This window comes from Arcicella rosea (assembly GCF_040543805.1).
In the GTDB taxonomy this organism is placed as follows: domain Bacteria; phylum Bacteroidota; class Bacteroidia; order Cytophagales; family Spirosomataceae; genus Arcicella; species Arcicella rosea.
In genome coordinates this window covers 175,070-195,727 of record NZ_JBEUMS010000001.1, presented here as the reverse complement: position 1 = coordinate 195,727, position 20,658 = coordinate 175,070, and the positions used below count along the sequence as shown (strand labels likewise).

At 35.1% G+C, this 20,658-nt stretch carries 18 protein-coding genes; 4 read left to right on the top strand and 14 right to left on the bottom strand.

The genetic code is table 11. The features are described 5' to 3' along the window. Positions 1 to 36 precede the first annotated feature (36 nt). The 7 genes from ABID42_RS00845 to ccoS all read right to left on the bottom strand — a co-directional run bounded on the left by ABID42_RS00845 (position 37) and on the right by ccoS (position 6,833). Positions 37 to 750 carry a sulfite exporter TauE/SafE family protein gene (locus tag ABID42_RS00845; RefSeq protein ID WP_367282070.1) on the bottom strand — a complete coding sequence of 238 codons (714 nt, stop codon included), beginning with the start codon at positions 748 to 750 and terminating at the stop codon, positions 37 to 39. 79 nt (positions 751 to 829) lie between these two features. Further along, positions 830 to 1,255: a FixH family protein gene (locus tag ABID42_RS00840; protein WP_367282069.1), complete on the bottom strand. Its 426-nt coding sequence runs from the start codon at positions 1,253 to 1,255 to the stop codon at positions 830 to 832. 212 nt (positions 1,256 to 1,467) lie between these two features. Then, entirely contained in the window at positions 1,468 to 2,880 is a 1,413-nt protein-coding gene (gene ccoG / locus ABID42_RS00835) for a cytochrome c oxidase accessory protein CcoG (protein WP_367282068.1), read from the bottom strand. Positions 2,881 to 3,061: 181 nt separating this feature from the next. After that, positions 3,062 to 3,973: a cbb3-type cytochrome c oxidase N-terminal domain-containing protein gene (locus ABID42_RS00830; protein WP_367282067.1), complete on the bottom strand. Its 912-nt coding sequence runs from the start codon at positions 3,971 to 3,973 to the stop codon at positions 3,062 to 3,064. A 96-nt stretch (positions 3,974 to 4,069) separates the two neighbouring features. Next, complete coding sequence (locus ABID42_RS00825; protein WP_323256865.1) at positions 4,070 to 4,234, bottom strand: hypothetical protein; 165 nt, start codon at positions 4,232 to 4,234, stop codon at positions 4,070 to 4,072. A gap of 182 nt (positions 4,235 to 4,416) precedes the next feature. Then, positions 4,417 to 6,549, bottom strand: coding sequence for a cytochrome-c oxidase, cbb3-type subunit I (ccoN, locus tag ABID42_RS00820; protein ID WP_367282066.1), 2,133 nt, complete (start codon positions 6,547 to 6,549; stop codon positions 4,417 to 4,419). A 140-nt stretch (positions 6,550 to 6,689) separates the two neighbouring features. Beyond that, on the bottom strand, positions 6,690 to 6,833 hold the full coding sequence (gene ccoS / locus ABID42_RS00815) for a cbb3-type cytochrome oxidase assembly protein CcoS (RefSeq protein ID WP_184134869.1): 144 nt from the start codon (positions 6,831 to 6,833) through the stop codon (positions 6,690 to 6,692). 154 nt (positions 6,834 to 6,987) lie between these two features. On the opposite strand from ccoS, the gene hemN reads away from it, so the two are divergent. Both hemN and ABID42_RS00805 read left to right on the top strand, forming a co-directional pair. Continuing rightward, positions 6,988 to 8,349, top strand: a complete 1,362-nt coding sequence (hemN, locus tag ABID42_RS00810; protein ID WP_367282065.1) for an oxygen-independent coproporphyrinogen III oxidase — start codon at positions 6,988 to 6,990, stop codon at positions 8,347 to 8,349. Between the two features lie 135 nt (positions 8,350 to 8,484). Continuing rightward, a complete protein-coding gene (locus tag ABID42_RS00805; RefSeq protein WP_367282064.1) occupies positions 8,485 to 9,321 on the top strand; it encodes a universal stress protein in 837 nt (278 codons plus the stop codon). 282 nt (positions 9,322 to 9,603) lie between these two features. Here the strand turns inward: ABID42_RS00805 and ABID42_RS00800 are convergent, their stop codons facing one another. Continuing rightward, positions 9,604 to 10,587, bottom strand: a complete 984-nt coding sequence (locus tag ABID42_RS00800) for an alpha/beta hydrolase (protein WP_367282063.1) — start codon at positions 10,585 to 10,587, stop codon at positions 9,604 to 9,606. Between the two features lie 998 nt (positions 10,588 to 11,585). Between ABID42_RS00800 and ABID42_RS00795 the strand changes: the two genes are divergently transcribed. Beyond that, complete coding sequence (locus ABID42_RS00795; RefSeq protein WP_367282062.1) at positions 11,586 to 13,688, top strand: alpha-amylase family protein; 2,103 nt, start codon at positions 11,586 to 11,588, stop codon at positions 13,686 to 13,688. Between the two features lie 124 nt (positions 13,689 to 13,812). Further along, a complete protein-coding gene (locus ABID42_RS00790) occupies positions 13,813 to 14,970 on the top strand; it encodes an iron-containing alcohol dehydrogenase (RefSeq protein WP_367282061.1) in 1,158 nt (385 codons plus the stop codon). A gap of 42 nt (positions 14,971 to 15,012) precedes the next feature. Here ABID42_RS00790 and ABID42_RS00785 read toward each other — a convergent pair whose 3' ends face one another. The 6 genes from ABID42_RS00785 to ABID42_RS00760 all read right to left on the bottom strand — a co-directional run bounded on the left by ABID42_RS00785 (position 15,013) and on the right by ABID42_RS00760 (position 20,577). Then, positions 15,013 to 15,957 (bottom strand): Rpn family recombination-promoting nuclease/putative transposase, encoded by a 945-nt coding sequence (locus ABID42_RS00785; RefSeq protein WP_367282060.1) that lies wholly within the window; start codon positions 15,955 to 15,957, stop codon positions 15,013 to 15,015. Positions 15,958 to 16,046: 89 nt separating this feature from the next. Continuing rightward, positions 16,047 to 16,730 (bottom strand): ABC transporter ATP-binding protein, encoded by a 684-nt coding sequence (locus tag ABID42_RS00780; RefSeq protein WP_367282059.1) that lies wholly within the window; start codon positions 16,728 to 16,730, stop codon positions 16,047 to 16,049. 1 nt (position 16,731) lies between these two features. Next, on the bottom strand, positions 16,732 to 17,991 hold the full coding sequence (locus ABID42_RS00775; protein ID WP_367282058.1) for an ABC transporter permease: 1,260 nt from the start codon (positions 17,989 to 17,991) through the stop codon (positions 16,732 to 16,734). Then, entirely contained in the window at positions 17,988 to 19,067 is a 1,080-nt protein-coding gene (locus ABID42_RS00770; RefSeq protein ID WP_367282057.1) for an efflux RND transporter periplasmic adaptor subunit, read from the bottom strand. Before ABID42_RS00770 ends, ABID42_RS00775 begins: the two co-directional genes overlap by 4 nt. A 226-nt stretch (positions 19,068 to 19,293) precedes the next feature. Further along, positions 19,294 to 19,680: a group III truncated hemoglobin gene (locus ABID42_RS00765; RefSeq protein ID WP_367282056.1), complete on the bottom strand. Its 387-nt coding sequence runs from the start codon at positions 19,678 to 19,680 to the stop codon at positions 19,294 to 19,296. A gap of 81 nt (positions 19,681 to 19,761) precedes the next feature. Next, positions 19,762 to 20,577, bottom strand: coding sequence for a phytanoyl-CoA dioxygenase family protein (locus ABID42_RS00760; RefSeq protein ID WP_367282055.1), 816 nt, complete (start codon positions 20,575 to 20,577; stop codon positions 19,762 to 19,764). Between the last annotated feature and the right edge of the window lie 81 nt (positions 20,578 to 20,658).

The following is a 20,658-nucleotide window of genomic DNA, read 5'->3' as shown; positions in this document are numbered from 1 at the left end:
ACGAGTTTCAAAATATATAATTATAAATATATTGGGTTAGTTTTTTGTTTTTTCGTGACAAATAGGAATTTGTTGACTAATCGGTACTTTTTCAAATTTTGGGCTAATATATGGAATTCCTAAATTCAAACCTCTAAAAATAAAAAAAGAAGCTAATATCAACGAGTAAATGGGAAGGAATTTGTTGATTTTTTGCCGAACATTCAAGCTTAAAAATTTAGGTAAAATACTTACTGAAAACATTAAGGGAGCTGTTCCTAAGCCGAAAAGTGCCATGAAAATAGCCCCTTCAATAGGAGATGTGGTAGCTGTTGCACCTGCCAGAGCAAGATAAACAGTACCACATGGTAAAAGTCCGTTGAGTACGCCTAAAATTAAAAAACCAATTAGTGAGTGGGTATTTAGCAACGAGCCGACACTTTTTTTTAAAATACTTGAAATTCGATGAAATGGATTGAAATGAATTGATTTGCTCGGAATCATCAACACGAGCATCAAAATCCCAATTGAAATAGATAATTGTTGTTGAAAACCAGCTACAAAAATTTCTCCTCCGAAATAGCCAAAAACATAACCCAGTGTTCCGTAAGTAATAATTCTTCCTAGATTGTATAAAACACGTGCGAAAATTGCTTGAACATTAGTAAGCTTCCCGACGGGTAAGGCTAGGGCAATCGGACCGCACATACCAACACAATGAAAACTGCCTGCCAAACCCGTCATGAAAGCTATGGAAAAAAGAATGTTCATTATTAAAATGGTGTTTCACGGAATGAAATTCCATGTTACTTAAGCTTTAAAAATGGTTAATGGTTAGGTCGAAAAACGATTAACGAACGACAAACTCATCTTCTAAATAATACTCTCTAATTCCGTCTGTCCAAGTAGCTTGTACTTTCCATTTGCCTTTTTCTAATTTTTCGGTAGAATAATTGAAAATAGGTTGTTTTTGAACAGGTACGGTAAAGTCTAAACGTTTATCTGAAGGACGAAAGAATGTTACACTTCCATCATTTACATTTGTTGGGAAACCGATTCTTAAAGTTTGGTTTTCAGAGGAATAAGTCATGGCATTGTTTATATTGAGATTTGACGAATTCTTGCGTTTATTAATTTGAGATTGATAATTGATTTCGTTTTTGTAATAATCTTTATTTACCAAATCTACATTAGTAGTAGCCATTTTGTAAACCATCGTGCCGATAAAACCTGCGAAGATGATAAAACATAAAACGATTGATTTCCCCCAGTTCATAATGTTATTTTTATGATTCAAAGCTACTGTACAATTCTTGAAAAAAATATGAGTTTTGTTAGTCTTTTTGATGAAAAAAGTTGGAAGACTTTAGACTGAAGAAACAAGATGTAAGAAACAAGAATTAAAATTTAGAGCTTGAAGTTAGTTATCTAATATCTTGCCTTTAATATCCTGTATCTTGCTTCTTCCGTCTAAAATCTTGCCTCTCTCTACAAAATCGGCCCTAAAAATTTTGTCTTTACATGGTCAATTACTTTTCCATCAGAAATTACTTCAATCTCAATTTTTAGACTTCCATCAGTTAAAGATTTATTCGGAATTTCTATAAAAAATGAAGATTCTGCCACTTCGCCCGGCTGAACAACAATTGCTTTTCCAATCATTTTAATCTGAGCATTCTGTTGATTAATTTTTAATTGAATAGGCATTGTTTGATAGCTTTTGTTCAAAACCTGAACATTATAAAGGTTTGAAACAGTACCATTTTTATTTTCCTGATATGTCAAACCCGGCGCACGTAAAATAGTTGTTTCAACGATATTTCTAGTCATTAACATATAAGCCAAAATGCTTAATAAAGCCACTAATACAAAAGAGTAAGAAGCAATTCTAAGATTGAATTTAAGCTTTGTTTTTTGTTCGATACCTTCTTGTGAAGCATAACGAATTAATCCACGTGGTTCACTAATTTTGTCCATTACTTCGTCGCAAGCATCAATACAAGCGGTACAGCCTATACATTCTAATTGTGTTCCGTTTCGGATGTCGATACCCGTCGGACATACTTGTACACAAATTTTACAATCAATACAAGAACCGTGTACTACGGGAGCTTTTTCTTTTTCTTCAGCCGTTTGCTTTTTGCCACGAGGTTCGCCACGTAAAAAATCATAAGCGACAACGATAGATTTTTTATCTAACATTACACCTTGTAAACGCCCATAGGGACAAACGACAATACAAACCAGTTCACGAAAACGGGCGAAGACAAAGTAAAAAACAGCAGTGAAAATAATAATCGCAAAAAGCCCAGCAAGATGGTCGAGTGGATTATCTAAAATGATAGCAAACAATTCTCTTTTACCGATAATATAAGCCAAGAAAGTATTCGCAATCAGAAATGAGAGTAATACAAAAATGCTGTGTTTAAGGGTTTTCTTCCAGATTTTTTCGGTAGTCCAAGGCTCATTATCTAATCTTCTTTGTGCATTGTGGTCGCCTTCAATTAATACTTCTACTTTTCTGAAAAGCATTTCCATAAAAATGGTTTGTGGACAAGCCCAACCACACCAAATTCTACCAAAAATAACCGTAAATAGAATGACAAATACGATAAAAGTAAGCAAGCCAATGGCAACTAAATGAAAATCTTGCGGAAAAAAAGTTACTCCCCAAAAGATAAATTTTCTTTCAATGACATTAAAAAGAAACACGGGATGTCCATCTACTTCAATCAATGGAAGTCCGAAGAGTAACCCCAACAATAACCAAGAGAAATAAGTACGAAGCTTATAAAAATTTCCGATGACGATACGAGGGTAAATCCAGATTCTTTTACCAGTTTCCGTCACATTCGAAAGATGATCTCGGTAATTGCTTGTATCTATTTTTGCTTGTTTCATAATTGTTGTAGATAATTATCGTAAGTGGCTGTTGATAATTGGTTTTGTTACTCCTCCAAATCTGAGTATTTTCTAATTACCAATCACGAATTTCTAATCACTTCTTATTACGATTTTATCTTGTTTAATGTTAGAAAGCAAATCCCCAAAGAGTATCAAACACTTTGGGGATTTAGGTGAATTATTTCAACGAAATAGCACTTGTGGCTTTGTTGGCTGTCGAATCTGTGGAAGCCTCAGAAGATTCATACTTTTCTCCTTGTGGTTCTTTCGGATTCGGAGGATTCGTACCTTTTAAAGAAACGATAAAACTTAATACTTGCTGCACCTGAATTGGATTCAATGTTTTTTTCCAAGAAATCATCCCTTTTTCGGGTACACCTTCAGTAATGGTATGAAAAATATTTTTAGCAGAACCACCATGAAGCCAGAATTCATCAGTAAGGTTTGGTCCAACTTTTCCTTCTCCTTTTTCACCGTGACAGGCTACGCAGTTTTGGGTATAAAGTTTCGCTCCACTTTCTATTGCTTTAGCATCAGTCAAGGCTTTTACATTATCTTCGTTTACAGCATTGGCGAATTTCTTCATGTACTCTTCTCTAGCTTTTTCTGCAATCGAAACCTCCTCAGAGTACTCATTAACCATGATTTTACCATTGCCAATAATGTGGAAACCAATTAAGTAAACTACAGCAAAAACAATGGTAGCATAGAAAAGATACATAAACCAAGGTGGAGTAGGATTATCTAACTCGGCAATGTCATCGTACTTATGCTCCATTTCCAAGTCTTTTTCCATCGACAAAGGCTTTAAACTTGCGATTTTTTGCCAGAAAGTACGGTTTTGCATGGCTTGTTCATAGGCTTCATCAGTTTGTTTTAATGGATTAATAAATGCCTGCACTTTTTGTTGTAAGCTATATGCTAAAAAACAAATGACGATACAAGTAATGATTAAAATGCCCAATAACGAAACCATGAGCAAGTCTTCCGCTGTTTTGATACCTCCGAAAAAGTACTCTTTTTGTGGGGCATCGGCTGCAAAGATTTGATGCGAGCCTAAAAGAAATGAGAATATAAATATCTTTTTCATCTGATTTTAAATTTCAATAATTTCAACGGCATCAGATGGAACGCCCAATTTTTCATTGAGTGTTAAATCTTTACGATGGGCGTTTCATCGGTTATCTTAATTATTTTCCTCTAAAGGTAAATTACTCATGTATTGGACGTGTTTTTTATCAATGATGAACAGATAAGCTCCTACCATTAAGAAAAACACAAAGAATATGAGAAGAGAAGTAATCATTGGAACATCGGCTCCTTGAACTTTATCTAATAATTGTCTGAACATCGTTTTATGTGTTTTGAAAAACCTCACCCCCCTGCCCCCTCTCCTTTTGAGAGGGGGAAAAGTTTATATGATTTTCGATTCAATATCAATTTCTTAAAGAACTGTGTTTGATACGAAATGTCTTTAAAGAGTTTTTCCCAAATTCCCTCTCTCAAAAGGAGAGGGGGCAGGGGGTGAGGTTACTATTGTTGTCCTTTTTTAATATCAGTACCAATTCTTTGTAAATAAGCAATCAAGGCAATGATTTCTTTATCTGGCGCAACTTTGATTCCCTCTTTTGCCAAATTATCTGCAATACCTTTTGCTTGAATTTTCAAGTCTTCTTCACCATGTGCAATGGCATAATCATCGTAAGGAACACCTAAAGTTTTCATCGCTTTTAGCTTGTTTTTTGTATCAGCGATATTTAATTTTTGAGATAATAACCAATCATAAGCTGGCATAATAGAGCCGGGCGACATTGAACTTGGTTCTCTCATGTGGTGATAATGCCATGAATCTGGATACTTGCCACCTTCACGATGCAAATCTGGACCAGTTCTTTTTGAACCCCACAAGAATGGGTGGTCATATACAAATTCACCTGCTTTAGAGTATTCACCATAACGTTCGGTTTCAGAACGGAAAGGACGAATCATTTGACTATGGCAAGAAACGCAACCTTCACGAATGTATAAATCTCTACCTTCTAATTCTAAAGGAGTATAAGGCATTACCGAAGCAATCGTTGGTACATTAGATTTTACCATTAAAGTCGGCATTAATTCTATCATTGAGCCAATCGCTACAACAACCAAAGCACCTACTAATAATGGCATTGGTTTACGTTCCAACCATCTGTGCCAGTAAGTATCTGAACCTTGTGCTACGAATACTTTTTCTAAGGCTGGAGCTTGTGCTGCTTCGTTGGCAATTAATTTTCCTGCCAACATAGTTTTGAAAATATTATAAGCACCAATCAATGCACCAGATAAGTAGAAAACACCACCCAAGGCACGCATCATATACATTGGGATGATTTGTAGTGTAGTTTCCAAGAAACTTGCGTACTTCAAATTACCTTCTGCAGTAAACTCTTTCCACATCATTCCTTGTGTAAATCCTGCGATATACATTGGAACTGCCCAGAATAAAATCCCCAAAGTACCTAGCCAGAAGTGTGCGTTCATCAATTTTTTAGAGAACATCTGATTCCCATAAATCTTTGGAATCATATAATACATGATGGCAAAAGAAAGGAAACCATTCCAGCCTAAAGCGCCAACGTGTACGTGTGCAGGAATCCAGTCGGTATAGTGAGCAATGGCATTGATGTTTTTCAAAGAAAGTAAAGGTCCTTCAAAAGTAGCCATACCATAAGCCGTAATACCAACTACCATCATTTTCAATCTAGGGTCTTCTCGAACTGCATCCCAAGCACCACGGAGTGTAAGCAAACCGTTAATCATACCTCCCCAAGATGGAGCAATCAACATGATTGAGAAAACCGTTCCTAATGATTGCGCCCAGTCTGGCAAACTTGTATAAAGTAAGTGGTGAGGTCCCGCCCAGATATACAAGAAAATTAATGACCAAAAGTGAAGAATTGATAATTTATAAGAATACACTGGACGGTTGGCCATTTTAGGTAAGTAATAATACATCAAACCTAAAAATGGAGTAGTAAGGAAGAATGCTACAGCATTGTGTCCGTACCACCATTGTACTAAAGCATCTTGAACCCCAGCGTAAATAGAATAACTTTTTGTCCAAGACACTGGAATCGCTAATGAGTTCACGATATGTAACATCGCCACAGTAACAAAAGTAGCAATGTAAAACCAAATGGCTACATACAAGTGGCGTTCACGACGTTTTAAAATAGTACCGAACATATTTATTCCGAATACTACCCAAATCAAAGCAATGGCAATATCAATTGGCCATTCTAATTCTGCATATTCTTTTGAAGTACTTAAACCTAAAGGAAGTGTAATGGCTGCCGACAAGATAATTAATTGCCAACCCCAAAAGTGAATCTTCGATAATAGGTCGCTATACAAACGGGCTTTACAAAGACGTTGTAAAGAGTAATACATTCCTGCGAAAATAGCATTCCCTACAAAAGCAAAAATCACGGCATTAGTGTGTAATGCACGGATACGCCCAAAAGTAAAGTACTGCGTAATGTTGGCAGAAGGCATAAAAAGTTGAGTAGCAATAAGTACTCCGACTAGCAAGCCAACTATCGCAAAAACGATAGAGGCTAGTGCAAAATTTCGGACTATTTTATTGTCGTACTCAAAATGTTCTACATGGGTATTGATCGCTGACATAATATTATTTATTTCTGGTTAATTAGCTCAAAGTCAATTTCTTTTAGTGCTTTACAACGTTTGCAGTCTTTGTCACAGGTACATTTTTTGTGTTCTTGACTGTCGGTGGTTTGTGGGTTGTTTTTCATGGTGGGATGGTTTTATTCTTTGTCTTCAAATAAAATCCGCATAGCGGGTGTGTGCAAATCGTCGTTTTGTCCTTTAGACATCGACCAGAAGAAAGCACCCAGAAAACCCAGTGCCATCAATAAACTTACGCCAATCATAAAGAAGATAACTTGCATTTTTTGAAGATTTTAGAAATGTTTGATGCCTCAAAATTCGGCTAAAAGGCTCGTTTCACCCATGAGATAAGTCAGAGTAAAGACAAGGATTTATCAGTATCTAAACTGATAAATATCATAAGAAGGGCTTAGTACTTACAAGTAATTTTGAACTATGAATACTTTAATTGATAAATACAACGTTCCTGGTCCCCGTTACACGAGTTACCCAACTGTTCCTTTTTGGCAAAGCGATGGTTTTGGTGAAAACGCTTGGCTTTCGTCTTTAACGGATACTTTCAGAAGTACAAATACAGCAACTGGAATTAGCTTATATATTCATCTTCCTTATTGCGAGAGTCTTTGTACTTTTTGTGGATGCAATAAACGTATTACCAAGAATCATCAAGTAGAGAAACCATATATTCAAGCGGTTTTGAAGGAATGGGAAATGTATTTAAAGTATTTTTCTGAGAAACCACAAATCACAGAAATTCATTTGGGCGGAGGAACACCAAGTTTCTTTGCTCCTGAAATGTTGGATTTATTAATCAATGGAATTGTAAAACAAACCAGTATTAGCACAGATTATGAATTCAGTTTTGAAGGACATCCGAATAACACTTCTTATCAACATCTAAAAACATTATATGATTTAGGTTTCAAACGAGTAAGTTTTGGCGTGCAAGACTACGACCCCATCGTTCAGAAAGCCATTCATCGTATTCAACCTTTTGAAAATGTAAAACAAGTAACAGAGTGGAGCAGAGAAATTGGCTATGAATCTATCAGTCATGACTTAGTTTTTGGTTTACCTTTTCAACAAATTTCATCTATTCAAGATACCATCTCTAAAACCATTGAGTTACAGCCCGACAGATTGGCTTTTTACTCGTATGCACATGTGCCGTGGATTAAAGGAAACGGTCAGCGTGGTTTTAGGGATGAAGATTTGCCTTCAGCAGCGCTCAAGCGTCAATTATACGAAACAGGAAGAACACTTTTTGAGGAAAATGGCTATGCAGAAATAGGTATGGATCATTTTGCCTTACCAAACGATTCTATGTATAAAGCTATGCAAAATGGCACATTGAATCGCAACTTTATGGGTTATACCACCACGCAAACCAAAGTATTATTAGGTTTGGGAGTATCATCAATTAGTGATTCATGGACTGCTTTCTCTCAGAATGTCAAAGATATTGATGAGTACCAAACCATGATTGAAAATGACCAATTACCCATTTTGAAAGGACATATCTTAACAGACGAAGACCTTACCATTCGCCAACAGATATTGGATATTATGTGCCAATTTGCTACTTCTTGGAAAGATGATGAATTTAGTTTTGAAGAAAGACAAGTCCTTTTCGAGAAACTAGCTGGTTTTAAACAAGATGGATTATTGACTTATGATGAGAACTCATTACAAGTAAATCCAGCAGGACGCCCATTTATTCGTAATATCTGTATGGCTTTTGATAAACGAATGCTCCAAGAAAATACCGAAAGAAAACTGTTTTCACAGACGGTTTAGTAGTTTGAATACAAGGGAAATAATTAATAAAACATAATATTCAAAACAAGCCTATTTTCAGATAAAAAGTAGATATTTATAGGCTGAAAAAAATAGTATTTTTAGCGAATTTTTATATTAAACCAATTACAAACCATGAAAAATATTCTTGTTGCAACCGACTTCTCAGAGAACGCTAAAAAGGCTTTGCAATACGCAACTTTGTTAGCAAAAGCGTATGAGGCTAAAATTTATTTAATTCATACTTATCTACCATATTTTGTAGAACCTGGCATTTATGCTGACTCATTGATGATGCAAGAGGCCTTGAATGAACAGTACGAAAGTATGAACGCAAAATTTGTCCCTTTGGTAAAAGAACTTGAGGAGGCTGGAATAGAACACGAAACCTTGCTTGAACTCAATGACGTTACTTCGGGAATTTTTGATGCTATTGCTGAACATGAAATAGATTTCTTAGTTATTGGTAGAACAGGCTCTGGTGGATTTATTAATAAACTAATCGGAAGTAATGCGGCGCATATTACCGCTAAGGCTTCTATTCCTGTATTGGCGATTCCGCAACAATTGGAAAGTGTGGGTATTAAACAAATTTTGTATGCTACTCAACTAGAATATGAGGAATGCGATGTTTTGGCAGAAGTATTCGCCTTGGCGCAGAAGCTTGGTGCTAAAGTGAATTTAGTAAAAGTGGAGGCTTCTTTTGAACCTGATATTCAAGCTGATAAACAATTTATCGACCAGATTAAAGGTACTTTTGTGAAGGAAGACTTTGAGATTACGAAGGTTACTGCTAGTAATGTGACAGAAGGCATTTTGAAAACTGCCAAAGCACAAGGATCGGATTTGATTGTCTTGGCTGCACATCACCGTAACTTCTTAAGTCAGATTATAGACCCAAGTAAATCTAAGCAAGTAATCATTAGCTCGCCATTACCTGTGTTGACTTTTCAATTAAAGGGAGATTTATAGAGCTAAGAGTTGTGAGATTAAATTCGATAAAAAGTGGTCAAATAACTAATTTGACCACTTTTTTGTGATTGAGAAACAACGAATTCCTACTGTTTGAGCGAAGCGAGTTTAGGAATTCTTGATTTTCTTTTGTTACTTTTCTTTTATCAAGAAAAGAAAAGTAAGGACAAGGCGATAATAAATATTAAACACCCAAATCTTATTATTATTGATTAGAAAATTCGGGATAATCTTTACGGTATTGATAAGGAAATTCATAAAGAATCTAATATATATTAATCCCTAATCCAGAAAGCCCTTAATATGCGCTCGCATCTTATCCCCTTCACAAGAGGTTGCCATGTGTCCGCAATCGCCTGTTAGTTCTACAATTGGGGCTTTTAATAATTTACCAAAACGTATCGCTGCTTGCGGATTCACCATGTGGTCTTGCGTTGCAATTACTATCATCACTTTTGCTTTTACCTTTGCAAAGGCTTCTTCTGGCTTCTGCTCTTGAAAGATGTCATGATTAATCATCGCTTTTAGCTGTGTCGCCCAATCATAAGCATTTAATTTCAGCGCATCATCCTCAATCTTTTTGATATAAGTAGCATATTCATCCGTATTGCTATGAGCTTCTCTGTAGCTTGGCGTCCAGAGGTTTAGTTGATGCAGCGCATTTACTGATTTCATGGCTTCGGCTGAATATTGCCCACGCTCAATAATACTTAATTGAAGATTCCAGTATAATTTATCATAAGTACTTTGCTTAGGACTACCAATAATCGGAACTACCTTATCCATAAACTCTGGGTAGCTCATCATCCATTGAAAAGACTGCATTCCACCCATTGAGATACCCGTTACTGCATATAAATGATTAATCTTCAAAACTTCTTTTACCAATTTATATTCAGTGTTTACCATATCACGAATACTGACGGTAGGGAAAAGTTTATCTTTCTGGCTTATACTATTAGAAGGAGAGGAGGAAACTCCATTACCAAGGGCATCTACTACAATGACAAAGTATTTGGTGCTATCAGCTATATCACTTGGATTCGCTACAAAGGATTTTTGTTGGCTAGTGCCTGTAAACCAAGTGGGTACTAATACTGCATTTGATTTATCGGCATTCAGCTTTCCGAAGGTGCGGTATCCTATTTTACAATCCTTTAGCACTTGTCCATTTTCTAACTGATAATCTCCAATTTGATAATAACGCTGTTGTGCGTATGCCGACTGAACTAACAATAATAATGTAATGATAAAAAGCTTTTTCATGTAAATAAGGTTATAATATAATGAGTCGGTAAATATACTAAATCGTAAAATTGAAAGTCCTTTATTATGATTGAAATGCAAAGGAATATGGAAATTGATACTTGTTTCAGAAAAATCAAATAAGGACTAAATCATTATAACATATATCCTATGATTTGTGGATATATGAAATTTTAGTTTTAGGTCTATGTCTGAAATCATACATATATAAAATTTTAGTTTTAGGTCTATGTCTGAAATCATACATATATAAAATTTTAGTTTTAGGTCTATGTCTGAATTTGTCCATATATGAAATTTTAGTTTTAGGTCTATGTCTGAAATCGTACATATATAAAATTTTAGTTTTAGGTCTATGTCTGAATTCGTCCATATATGAAATTCTATTTTTAGGTCTATGTCTGAAATCGTATATATATAAAATTCTATTTTTAGATCTATGTCCAAATTCTGACATAGACTAAATTCTGTTTAAACATATATTCCTGATTTCGGGATGTAATCAAATTTTTGTTAAACATATATTCCTGATTTCGGGATGTAATCAAATTTTTGTTAAACATATATTCATGTTTTTGGGATAGTATCAAATTCTGTTTAAACATATATTCCTGATTTTGGGATGTAATCAAATTTTTATTAAACATATATTCCTGATTTTGGGATACTATTAAATTTTTGTTTTAGATATATTCCCGATTTTAGGATAGTATTAAATTTTTGTTTTAGATATATTCCTGATTTCAGGATAGTATTAAATTTTTGTTTTAGATATGTTCCTATTTTCAGGATGTTATCAAATTTTTGTTTTAGATATATTCCTGTTTTCAGGATAGTACTAAATTCTGAATTTAATCTATGTCCTAATTTAAACATATATCATTTTCATTTTTAGCACTATATCATCAATCAGCAATTAGCCTTGTTCCCTACAAAGCCTTCTTTCCTTTTCGGTAATTTATTCTATTTTTATAGCAAGAACCTTTAATATTTAATCTATGAGAATCCTTTCCCTGTTTTTGCTACTAACATTTTTGTCGAATGGCATCTTTGCTCAAGAATCTAAACCTGAATTTTGGTGGAAACGGAATAATTTAAGAGTAATACAAACCAATCTTCCTGACTACGAAGCTGCAACACTCAATCCAGACTCCTTAGTAAAAGATTTAGTGGATTTTTCTGCCAATACGCTTATCATCAATGCAGGGGGGATTATGGCGTTTTATGATACTAAGCTAGATTTTCATTACAAGAACCCTTGGATGAAAAATAATATGTTGAAAGAAGTAGTGGATAAATGTCATCAAAAAAATATTAAGGTCATCGTTCGTTTTGACTTTAGTAGAGTTCACGAAAGTATCTTCAAAAAACATCCAGATTGGTGTTATATCTCAGCAAAGAATGAACGTATTATCAATACCGATATGTACGTCGTTTCAATTAATGCTCCTTATGTACAAGACAAGGCTTTTAAGATTATTGAAGAAGTAATAAATTTCTTTCCTATTGATGGAATCTTCCTGAATATGCCAGGCTATCAAGTGAATAACCCTTACGAAGGAAAATATCATGGCATCGACCAAAATGAATATGATAAAAAACGTTTTGCCGAATACAGCAATGGAAAGACCTTACCAACGGTAGAAGATAAAGCCGACCCCATTTTCCAAGAATACTTAGCCTTTAAAAAAAGTACTATTGAAGATTGGTCAGAGAAACTTCATAACCTTGTGAAGTCTAAGAACGAACAAATTGCTATTTGTACTTATTTAGATAAACATGTGGACATTATTCGGCATGAATCTCAAACTAGTAATTTGCCATACTGGCCATATTCAGCATCGGATAATGTGAGTAATGCACGTAATTCGTTTCCGAATCATATTATTAGTAATGCAAGTATTCAGCAAATTTCATTTCAGTCACGTTATAATGCCGCCGAACCAGAAGAAGTAAATATTAGGTTGTATGAAAATATTGCCAATGGTTCGGGTTTAGATATGAGCATGATGGGTGATATGCGTGGTTATGAAGACGAAAGAAATTACCCAGTATTTAAAAAGATTTATGCTTTCCACAAAAAGCACGAAGCCTATTTTGGAAACTACCAATCTGTTGCCAAAATAGCATTGATAGCCCCAGGTTCATGGCCAAATGGCGACCCAATGCAAGAGTATCGTGGTATTCAGTTAATGTTAAAAGAAGCACATTTACCTTTTGATATTATTGAAGATGCACAGCTTGTCAATGTAGCAGATAAAGTAAAACAATATCAATTAATCATTCTGCCAGAAATTACTTACCTAAAACCAGAAGCCATAGCACTACTAAAAGAACTAAGCAAAGCAGGTACAAACATTATTGCGACCAACAGAAGTTTGTTTGATAGTCCCGAAACCTTGAAAGAGCTATTCGGAGCAAAGATTATCAATAAAGACCATGACGGAACAGGCTTTTATTTACAGCCCAATGATGCCAATATCCTCAAGCATTTTACCCTACAAAAAATGTTGTTTTGGAAATTTAATTTAGGGCTATATGATTTATCGGGAACAGACAAAAAGCTATTTCCAATACTAAGTAAAGGAAGACCCGGTCCTCCAGAAATCATTGGAGGTCACGAACCCATCAATTACTATGCGATGGGAATAAAAGAATTCCCACAGAGTAAAAATGTGATATTACCCATCAATATCGGAAAGCTATATTATTTACATGGTTATGAAGAACATAAAAATATCCTTTTAGATGCGATAGATTATGTAATGCCAAAAGCAAAGGAGCTTGTACAAACCAATGCACCAGAAAGAATAGAAGTGATTTTACAAGCCTACGGAAAAAATATTAGCCACAAAAGCGTCGGTAATACAAACGATGGTTTGATACTACACTTAATAAACCTTACAGGCTTTAGTGGAAATTCTTACTTTGATGCCTTGCCTGTTTATGAACGTAACTTTAAAATTAATACAGGCTTTAAGCCTTCAAAAGTATATGACTTAGCTACAAAATCACCTATAAAATATGTATGGAAAGATGGTTTTATTAATTTTCAAGTAGCTAAAATCGGAGAATATGAAGGCATTGTAATGGATAAATAAGGCAAAAAAGCATTGTGATGCTTGTGTTGAGAAAGAGTATTGCAGAAACTTTTCAATACATAGGCTTGTTGAAAGATTATGCGTATTAGCGTAAAACTTTATAAACAAACAAAGAACCATCAACATGTTAAATTTCGATTTTCAGAACCCCACAAAAATCATTTTTGGTAAGGGACAAATCGCTACGATAGCCAAAGAAATTCCTACCGACGCAACGATATTAATGACTTACGGCGGAGGAAGTATCAAGACCAATGGTGTTTATGAACAAGTAACCAAAGCTTTAGAAGGTAGAAAAATAATAGAATTTGCAGGCATCGAGCCAAATCCAAGTTATGAAACTTTGATGAAAGCCGTAGCAATCATGCGTGCAGAAAAGGTTGATTTCGTATTAGCAGTAGGAGGAGGTTCGGTGATTGATGGAACAAAATTCTTGGTGGCAGCCGTAGATTATGATGGTGACCCTTGGGAGATTTTAACCAAGCCTGTGCGTACAACCAAAGCAATGCCTTTCGGAACAATACTTACTTTGCCAGCAACGGGGACTGAAATGAATTCTGGAGCGGTAATTACTCGCCAATCAACCCATGAAAAATTAGGAATGGGTGGTCCAGGATTATTTCCTAAGTTCTCAGTACTCGACCCAGAAGTAATAAAAAGTATTCCTAAAACACAATTGGTCAATGGTATTGTAGATGCTTATACGCACGTCTTGGAACAGTATTTGACCTATCCAGCTGGAGCATTGTTACAAGACCGTTTTGCAGAAAGTATTTTACAAACTTTGGTAGAAGTAGCGCCAAAAATTATTGCAGACCCAAGTGATTATCAGGCAGCCGCTAATTTTATGTGGAGCTGTACAATGGCTTTGAATGGTTTGATACAAAAAGGCGTTCCGACGGATTGGGCAACTCATGCGATTGGTCATGAACTAACAGCCTTGTACAATATCGACCATGCAAGAACCTTAGCCATTATTTTCCCGAATCTTTATAAAGTACGTTTCGAGAATAAAAAAGATAAGTTGGCACAATACGGACAAAGAATTTGGAACATCACCGAAGGTACTTTGGAAGAAAAAGCCAATGCCGCTATCGACCGTACAGTAGCCTTTTTACATGAATTAGGCGTAAAAACTCGCTTATCTGAATACACCGATGATTATGCAAAATCAGCAGAATTTATCGAAAAACGTTTCACAGAAAGAGGCTGGAAAGCCCTTGGCGAACGTAAAGACATCACGCCAGCGATAGTGAAAGAAATTGTAGAGTTGAGTTATTGATAGCGGTGAGCATTAAGCTTTGAGATTTTAACGAACAAAATCTCAAAGCTTATCTATTTCTTCTTTGCTTAACTTAGTTGTCAAAATAATAAGCTCAGTAGGGACTCCATTTGCTTTGAGTGTTTTAGCTATTTCTAATTTTGCTTTATATTCACCTTCTTCAATGCCTTTTTTAATACCTTCTTTGATGCCCTCTTTAATACCTTCCTTCATGCCTTCTTCGTGACCTACTTTTCTTCCCTCATTTATTCCTTCGTCAAAAGCTGTTTGTTTGGCATAGTCGAATGTAGCTTTGTTATCTCTAAAAACTTTCAGGCTACTTTCATAGCTATCTAATTCTACTTGATTGTATTTGGCAATTTCTGCTTTCTCAAACGCTTGCGTAAATACTTCGTCTTTGAAAATGAGAGGTATTGACTGAAAATCTTCCAAATTCTGGATAAAATAAAGCCATTTATCTAAGCGAGTTTCGAGTTCTTCTTCATTTTTCTTGAAATTGGGCATTTCAAGGTAGATATAAGTAAGTTTATCATAAAAGACTTTTCCCTTTTGATCTTTCAGTTTAATAAAATGAACTACTTCATGCTTTTCTGGTTCAGCTTCATAATCATCGAAAGTAAAATCTAAAATGCCAATACAGTAAACCGCTTTTAAATTATAATTCCAATTCCCTTTTTCAGCCTGCTCTCGGATAGGGAAAGTTGAGTAATAGATTGTTCTTTCTCTGAAGTAATTCTGTTTCGCCTTTTGAAGCTCTACGATGAACTTTTCACCCTTTTCATTTTCGCAGTAAATATCATAAATCGCCTTTCTATCAGCATCAGTAATGCCTAGCTGTTCGGCATTTTTAAAAGAAAGGTCAACGATTTTATTAGGTTGTGGCAATAGAGCATTCAAGAAGTCAAGCAATTGAGGTTTACTTGCTTCTTCACCAAAGATTTTCTTGAAGCCGAAATCAGTGAATGGATTTATGTATTTTGCTCTCATGGTGTTGAAAATTAGTAAGCAAATTTACAAAAATGCCTGAGATAGTTCAAGTTAATGGAATGATTTTCAGCATATTTATTGGTTTTGCCCTAACATTTAATCACCCGTCCATCCTCCATTTCAATAATTCGATTAGTACGGTTGGCGAAGCTTGGGTCGTGAGTAACGATTAATAGTGCTTGTTGGTATTCTATGGCTAATTGTTGAAAAATATCGAAAACTACTTCTGTATTTTTTTTATCTAAATTACCAGTAGGTTCATCGCCCATAATAATCACCGGGTCGTTGATTAATGCTCTTGCAATGGCTACTCTTTGTTTTTCTCCTCCTGAAAGTTGTGTAGCACTTTTCAAGGCTTGGTTTTCTATGCCCAATTTTCTAAGATGTTCCATCGCTCGGTGTTCTAATTCTTGTTCAGAATATTTATTGAGTTTCAAACCAGGCAACATGACGTTTTGTAACACCGTAAATTCATTCAATAAGTAATGAAATTGGAATACAAAACCAATTTTTTCATTTCTTACTCTTGCCAAATCTTGCTCTTTTTTGCCTTGCATACTGATGCCATCAATCAATAACTCTCCTTCATAAGCAGTATCCATTGTAGAAAGTATATACAGCAAAGTCGATTTCCCACAGCCAGATTTTCCTACGATAGAAGTAAATTCTCCTTTGTTCACAGAAAAATTAATATCCTTCAAAATAGGAATTGTCACAGGGTCGTGGAAACTTTTGTTGATGGCTTTTGCCTGAATAATGGTTGAATGTTGCATATTATTTTCCTCTAATAATGTCCACAGGGTCGATTTTACTTGCTTTGCGTGCAGGGAAAAGTCCAGCGAAATAGGTTGTGATTAATGAAAAAGATATTCCGATGAAGTAAAATTTTGGATTATAATTAATCGGATAAGTCGTTACTGTAGGCAATGCTGCTGTATTGAAGGGTATTTGGTCGATGACGGAGGAAAGTAAAAAGCCAGAAATCAAACCCGTAATGCCCCCGAAGAAACCAATACTTAGTGCAATCGTAATGAAGATTCTATTCACATCTTTGCCAGAAAAACCTGTTGCTTTTAAAATCGCAATAGTATCCATTTTCTCATAAATCATCATGTTTAGGATATTGTAAATCCCGAAACCAGCTACAATCAACAGTGTAATTCCCACGGCATAGGAAATCAAAGAACGAATGGAACTTCCCGTTTCAAACTGAGAATTAGCTGTTTGAATATCCTCTGCATCAGTATTAAAAACATGGGCGTACTCATTGCTAAGTGCAGGAGCCATTTTAATGTCTTTTAATTTTACTTGGATGTCGGTAACGTAACTATTTGTTTGACCTAATAATTTCTGAGCCGTTTTGATGGACGCATAACTCTGTACTTTATCAATCTCAACAATTCCAGATTGAAAAAAACCAACAACTTTCAAAGGAAAACGTTCGCCTTTAGGCGTTGTAATCTGAATGACGTCGCCAATTCTGGCTAACATTTTATCGGCAGCACCTTTCCCCAAAATAATACTATTCGGAACATTTTTTAAATCAAGATAAGAGCCTTCGGTAACATAGTCTTGAAAGAAAAACAATTTACTTTCTGCTTCTACATCTACGCCATTTACCACACCTGTAATATCAATATCCCCAACATTGTAAAATACCTGTGCCGTCATTTTGGGTGAAATTCCCAATACTCTATCATCATTACGGAGTGTCTGCATGATGAGTCCATTGTTACGAATTTCAATACTATTACCACTTGGTTTGATTGAACTTATAAAATTATGGTAAGCTTTATAGCGTTCTGAAAGATTTATGGGTTGGTTTTTATTGGCTTTTATTTCATTAAAAAGCCTAACATGTGGCGTGCGGTTGAGGATTAAATTATCTAATAAATCGTTCAGTCCATTCATAAAACCCAAAAGCGTAATGAACATCGTGATACTAAATGTAACGCCTACAGCCGCCACAAGTGTTTGTCGCCAGCGGGCTAATAATAGCGATTTGGCTATATTGATGATGAGTTTTGCGTTCATTTGCTAGGTTTTAGAATGATGTCTTGAGCCGTTAAACCCGATAGGATTTCTACTTTCTGATAATCTTTTAAACCTATTTTTACTTTTACTTTTTCCTTCTTTTCGTTCAGAACGTAAGTGTCTTCTATTAAATAATTGCGTGGAATTGTCAGTACTTTTTCTTTGGTTTGGATGATGATATTGGCTTCTACCGTCAGGTTTGGATATAATAGTTTCGGTTGTTTTGTAAAGCTTGCTTTTACTGTAAAAGCTCTTGTTTTTTCATTCATTAATGGATCAATTTCATTGACGGTTGCCTCAAAAGCTTCACCTTGGTAACTATCTAGTGTCACCATGATTTTTTGTCCGATACTTACTCTAACAATATCATCTTCATCTACTTGTAGTTCTAAGCTAAACAGATTGGCATCACCGATAGTAGCAATAGCGGTTTGTGCATTTACCATTTCGCCTTTTTCTTTTTGTAAACTATACAAGCGACCAGCGTATTCACTTTTCAAAGTATAATCTGCTTCAATAGTTTGGTTAATGGCTAAATTCTTTTTGGATTGTGCCGCTGAAAAATTTACTTGGCGTTTCAATTCTTTGTACTTCAAAATGGCAGATTGATAAGCAATTTTTGAATTGGTGTAAACTAATTCTCTTTGCTCAAATTCTACTTTAGTACCAACTTGTTGTGCCCAAAGATTACTTTGGCGAAGAAAAAGTAGAGAGTCGTTTTGAAGTTTTTTATGAGCTAATTCTATCGCAATGCTTAAATCTTTTAATTTATCTTCATTCGCTTTTACATCTGCATTGGCGGCGAGCAAGGCTGCGTTTTCGGTATTGAGTCTGCTTGTTTGATTGAAGATTTTCATCAGTGGTTGACCCTTCTGTACAAAATCGCCATCTTTCACATATAGTTCGTCGATGATACCATTTACTTTTGAGAAAACCTGATATTGATTTTTACTTTTCACGATTCCCGAAGCATAAACCGATTCCGAAATATTCATGATTTCGGGTTGAGTTTGCTCCTGTGTTTTTTTACAAGAAAAGAATAGGAGGGGTACTAATAGAAAATAGATGATTTTCATGTGTTATTTCGATTAGAAATGTACTTAGATTGTGTGTTGGGCGAATTGCCAAAAGTACCTATTTAGTTGTAGAAATGAAATAGCGTTTAGTACAGAGGAGTAAGGAACGACCTTTGAATTGTTAAATTTGAGTTTTTGATGGAATTGTTACTCTTTAAATCGCATTTATTTGAGGAGGAATAAACTTTTTGATTTGTCCTCTTTCATGAAAGTGGACAAATCTTTTTTAGGCAGGACTATTAAAATGGTGAATTTTAAATGCCCAAGATAAAGCTACATTTTTAGCCCTACTTTTAATTTCTTCTGCTTTTTCACCTTCAAAATGTTCGTCAACAGTAGCTTCGAAAATTGTTAGCCAAGTAGCAAAATGTTGTGGATTCAATGGATGTTGATTATTAATCACCAAATGCGGACGAAGCGGATGCCCTTCATAACCTTCTTTATTGAAAAGAATCATCTCCCAAAAACTATACATTTTTGGTAAATGTTTTTCCCAATTTACTTTGGCTACTTCATCAAAAATATAGCCTAATGTATCGTTATCACGTATTTTATCATAAAAACTATTGACTAATAGTTCTATGTCAGCACGGGTTTCTAAGTCTTTTTTCATGTGAGTAATGAGTAATGAGCATTGAGCTTTTAAGAGTCATTGTTTTTTAAAGCTCAAGGCTCATAACTCAAAGCTAAAAAACTATTTTACCACTAATTTCCCCAATTTATGATAAAAAGGAGTTTTACTTTTTTCGTCTTTAGGTTGATATTTTCCTTGAACAATTGGAAAATACATGACTCTTCTTCGAGATTTTTCACCTGTAAACGGACAAACTTCTACTCTATGCCAAAGGTCGCCATCGTGTACGGTTAAATCGCCCGCTTCAATATTTAAACCTACTTCGTTTTTATCTGGATTATGGTCAATGAATTGTTTCTTCAAAAACAACACTTTCATTTTACTTAGTTTGTGCGTACCGGGCAATACTCTTAAACCACCATTTTCCATCGGACAATCATCTAAATGCGTACCAACATTCAACATTTTTAAGATTTTTTGTCCTAAAAATAAATCTCTTGGACTATCGGTATGCCAACCCATTTGCGAAAACTTACTGTTATCAGCATTCACATAATGATTGAAAACCAAACCATCTTTTTCGTCTTCGCCGATGCGATTAGCATTGTTGGGAATCAATGTCAGTAAAGCTTTCAAACGTGGGTCTTGCAAATATTCATGCAAGATAGCACTGTGTTGTGATAAAAAACATAAACGCTGAATCATAGGGTTGCCCTTTTCATCCTTCCCGAATTTCAAAGGAATGCCGTTCATCTTATCAATTCCTGCCTCAAGCCATTCTTTTTCTACACGATGTGCTTCTTTTTTGAAAGCTTCTACGGTTTCTTTTGAAATGAAATTTTTGAAATGAATAAATCCATATTGGTCGAAATACGCTTTTTGTTCAGGAGTTAATTGCTCGCCAAGCGTAAAAGTTTTTGCATCAAAGTCCATCATTATAAATTGTGAATGAGTGAATTGTGATTTAGTGAATGAGAATCTACAATTAGTTTTTTGACTTTAAGAACAATAATCACT

Bases quoted from the DNA above. Each gene is read 5' to 3' on its own strand.
- ABID42_RS00845 (WP_367282070.1), bottom strand. From the start codon at position 750: ATGAACATTCTTTTTTCCATAGCTTTCATGACGGGTTTGGCAGGCAGT.
- ABID42_RS00840 (WP_367282069.1), bottom strand. From the start codon at position 1,255: ATGAACTGGGGGAAATCAATCGTTTTATGTTTTATCATCTTCGCAGGT.
- ccoG (WP_367282068.1), bottom strand. From the start codon at position 2,880: ATGAAACAAGCAAAAATAGATACAAGCAATTACCGAGATCATCTTTCG.
- ABID42_RS00830 (WP_367282067.1), bottom strand. From the start codon at position 3,973: ATGAAAAAGATATTTATATTCTCATTTCTTTTAGGCTCGCATCAAATC.
- ABID42_RS00825 (WP_323256865.1), bottom strand. From the start codon at position 4,234: ATGTTCAGACAATTATTAGATAAAGTTCAAGGAGCCGATGTTCCAATG.
- ccoN (WP_367282066.1), bottom strand. From the start codon at position 6,549: ATGTCAGCGATCAATACCCATGTAGAACATTTTGAGTACGACAATAAA.
- ccoS (WP_184134869.1), bottom strand. From the start codon at position 6,833: ATGCAAGTTATCTTCTTTATGATTGGCGTAAGTTTATTGATGGCACTG.
- hemN (WP_367282065.1), top strand. From the start codon at position 6,988: ATGAATACTTTAATTGATAAATACAACGTTCCTGGTCCCCGTTACACG.
- ABID42_RS00805 (WP_367282064.1), top strand. From the start codon at position 8,485: ATGAAAAATATTCTTGTTGCAACCGACTTCTCAGAGAACGCTAAAAAG.
- ABID42_RS00800 (WP_367282063.1), bottom strand. From the start codon at position 10,587: ATGAAAAAGCTTTTTATCATTACATTATTATTGTTAGTTCAGTCGGCA.
- ABID42_RS00795 (WP_367282062.1), top strand. From the start codon at position 11,586: ATGAGAATCCTTTCCCTGTTTTTGCTACTAACATTTTTGTCGAATGGC.
- ABID42_RS00790 (WP_367282061.1), top strand. From the start codon at position 13,813: ATGTTAAATTTCGATTTTCAGAACCCCACAAAAATCATTTTTGGTAAG.
- ABID42_RS00785 (WP_367282060.1), bottom strand. From the start codon at position 15,957: ATGAGAGCAAAATACATAAATCCATTCACTGATTTCGGCTTCAAGAAA.
- ABID42_RS00780 (WP_367282059.1), bottom strand. From the start codon at position 16,730: ATGCAACATTCAACCATTATTCAGGCAAAAGCCATCAACAAAAGTTTC.
- ABID42_RS00775 (WP_367282058.1), bottom strand. From the start codon at position 17,991: ATGAACGCAAAACTCATCATCAATATAGCCAAATCGCTATTATTAGCC.
- ABID42_RS00770 (WP_367282057.1), bottom strand. From the start codon at position 19,067: ATGAAAATCATCTATTTTCTATTAGTACCCCTCCTATTCTTTTCTTGT.
- ABID42_RS00765 (WP_367282056.1), bottom strand. From the start codon at position 19,680: ATGAAAAAAGACTTAGAAACCCGTGCTGACATAGAACTATTAGTCAAT.
- ABID42_RS00760 (WP_367282055.1), bottom strand. From the start codon at position 20,577: ATGATGGACTTTGATGCAAAAACTTTTACGCTTGGCGAGCAATTAACT.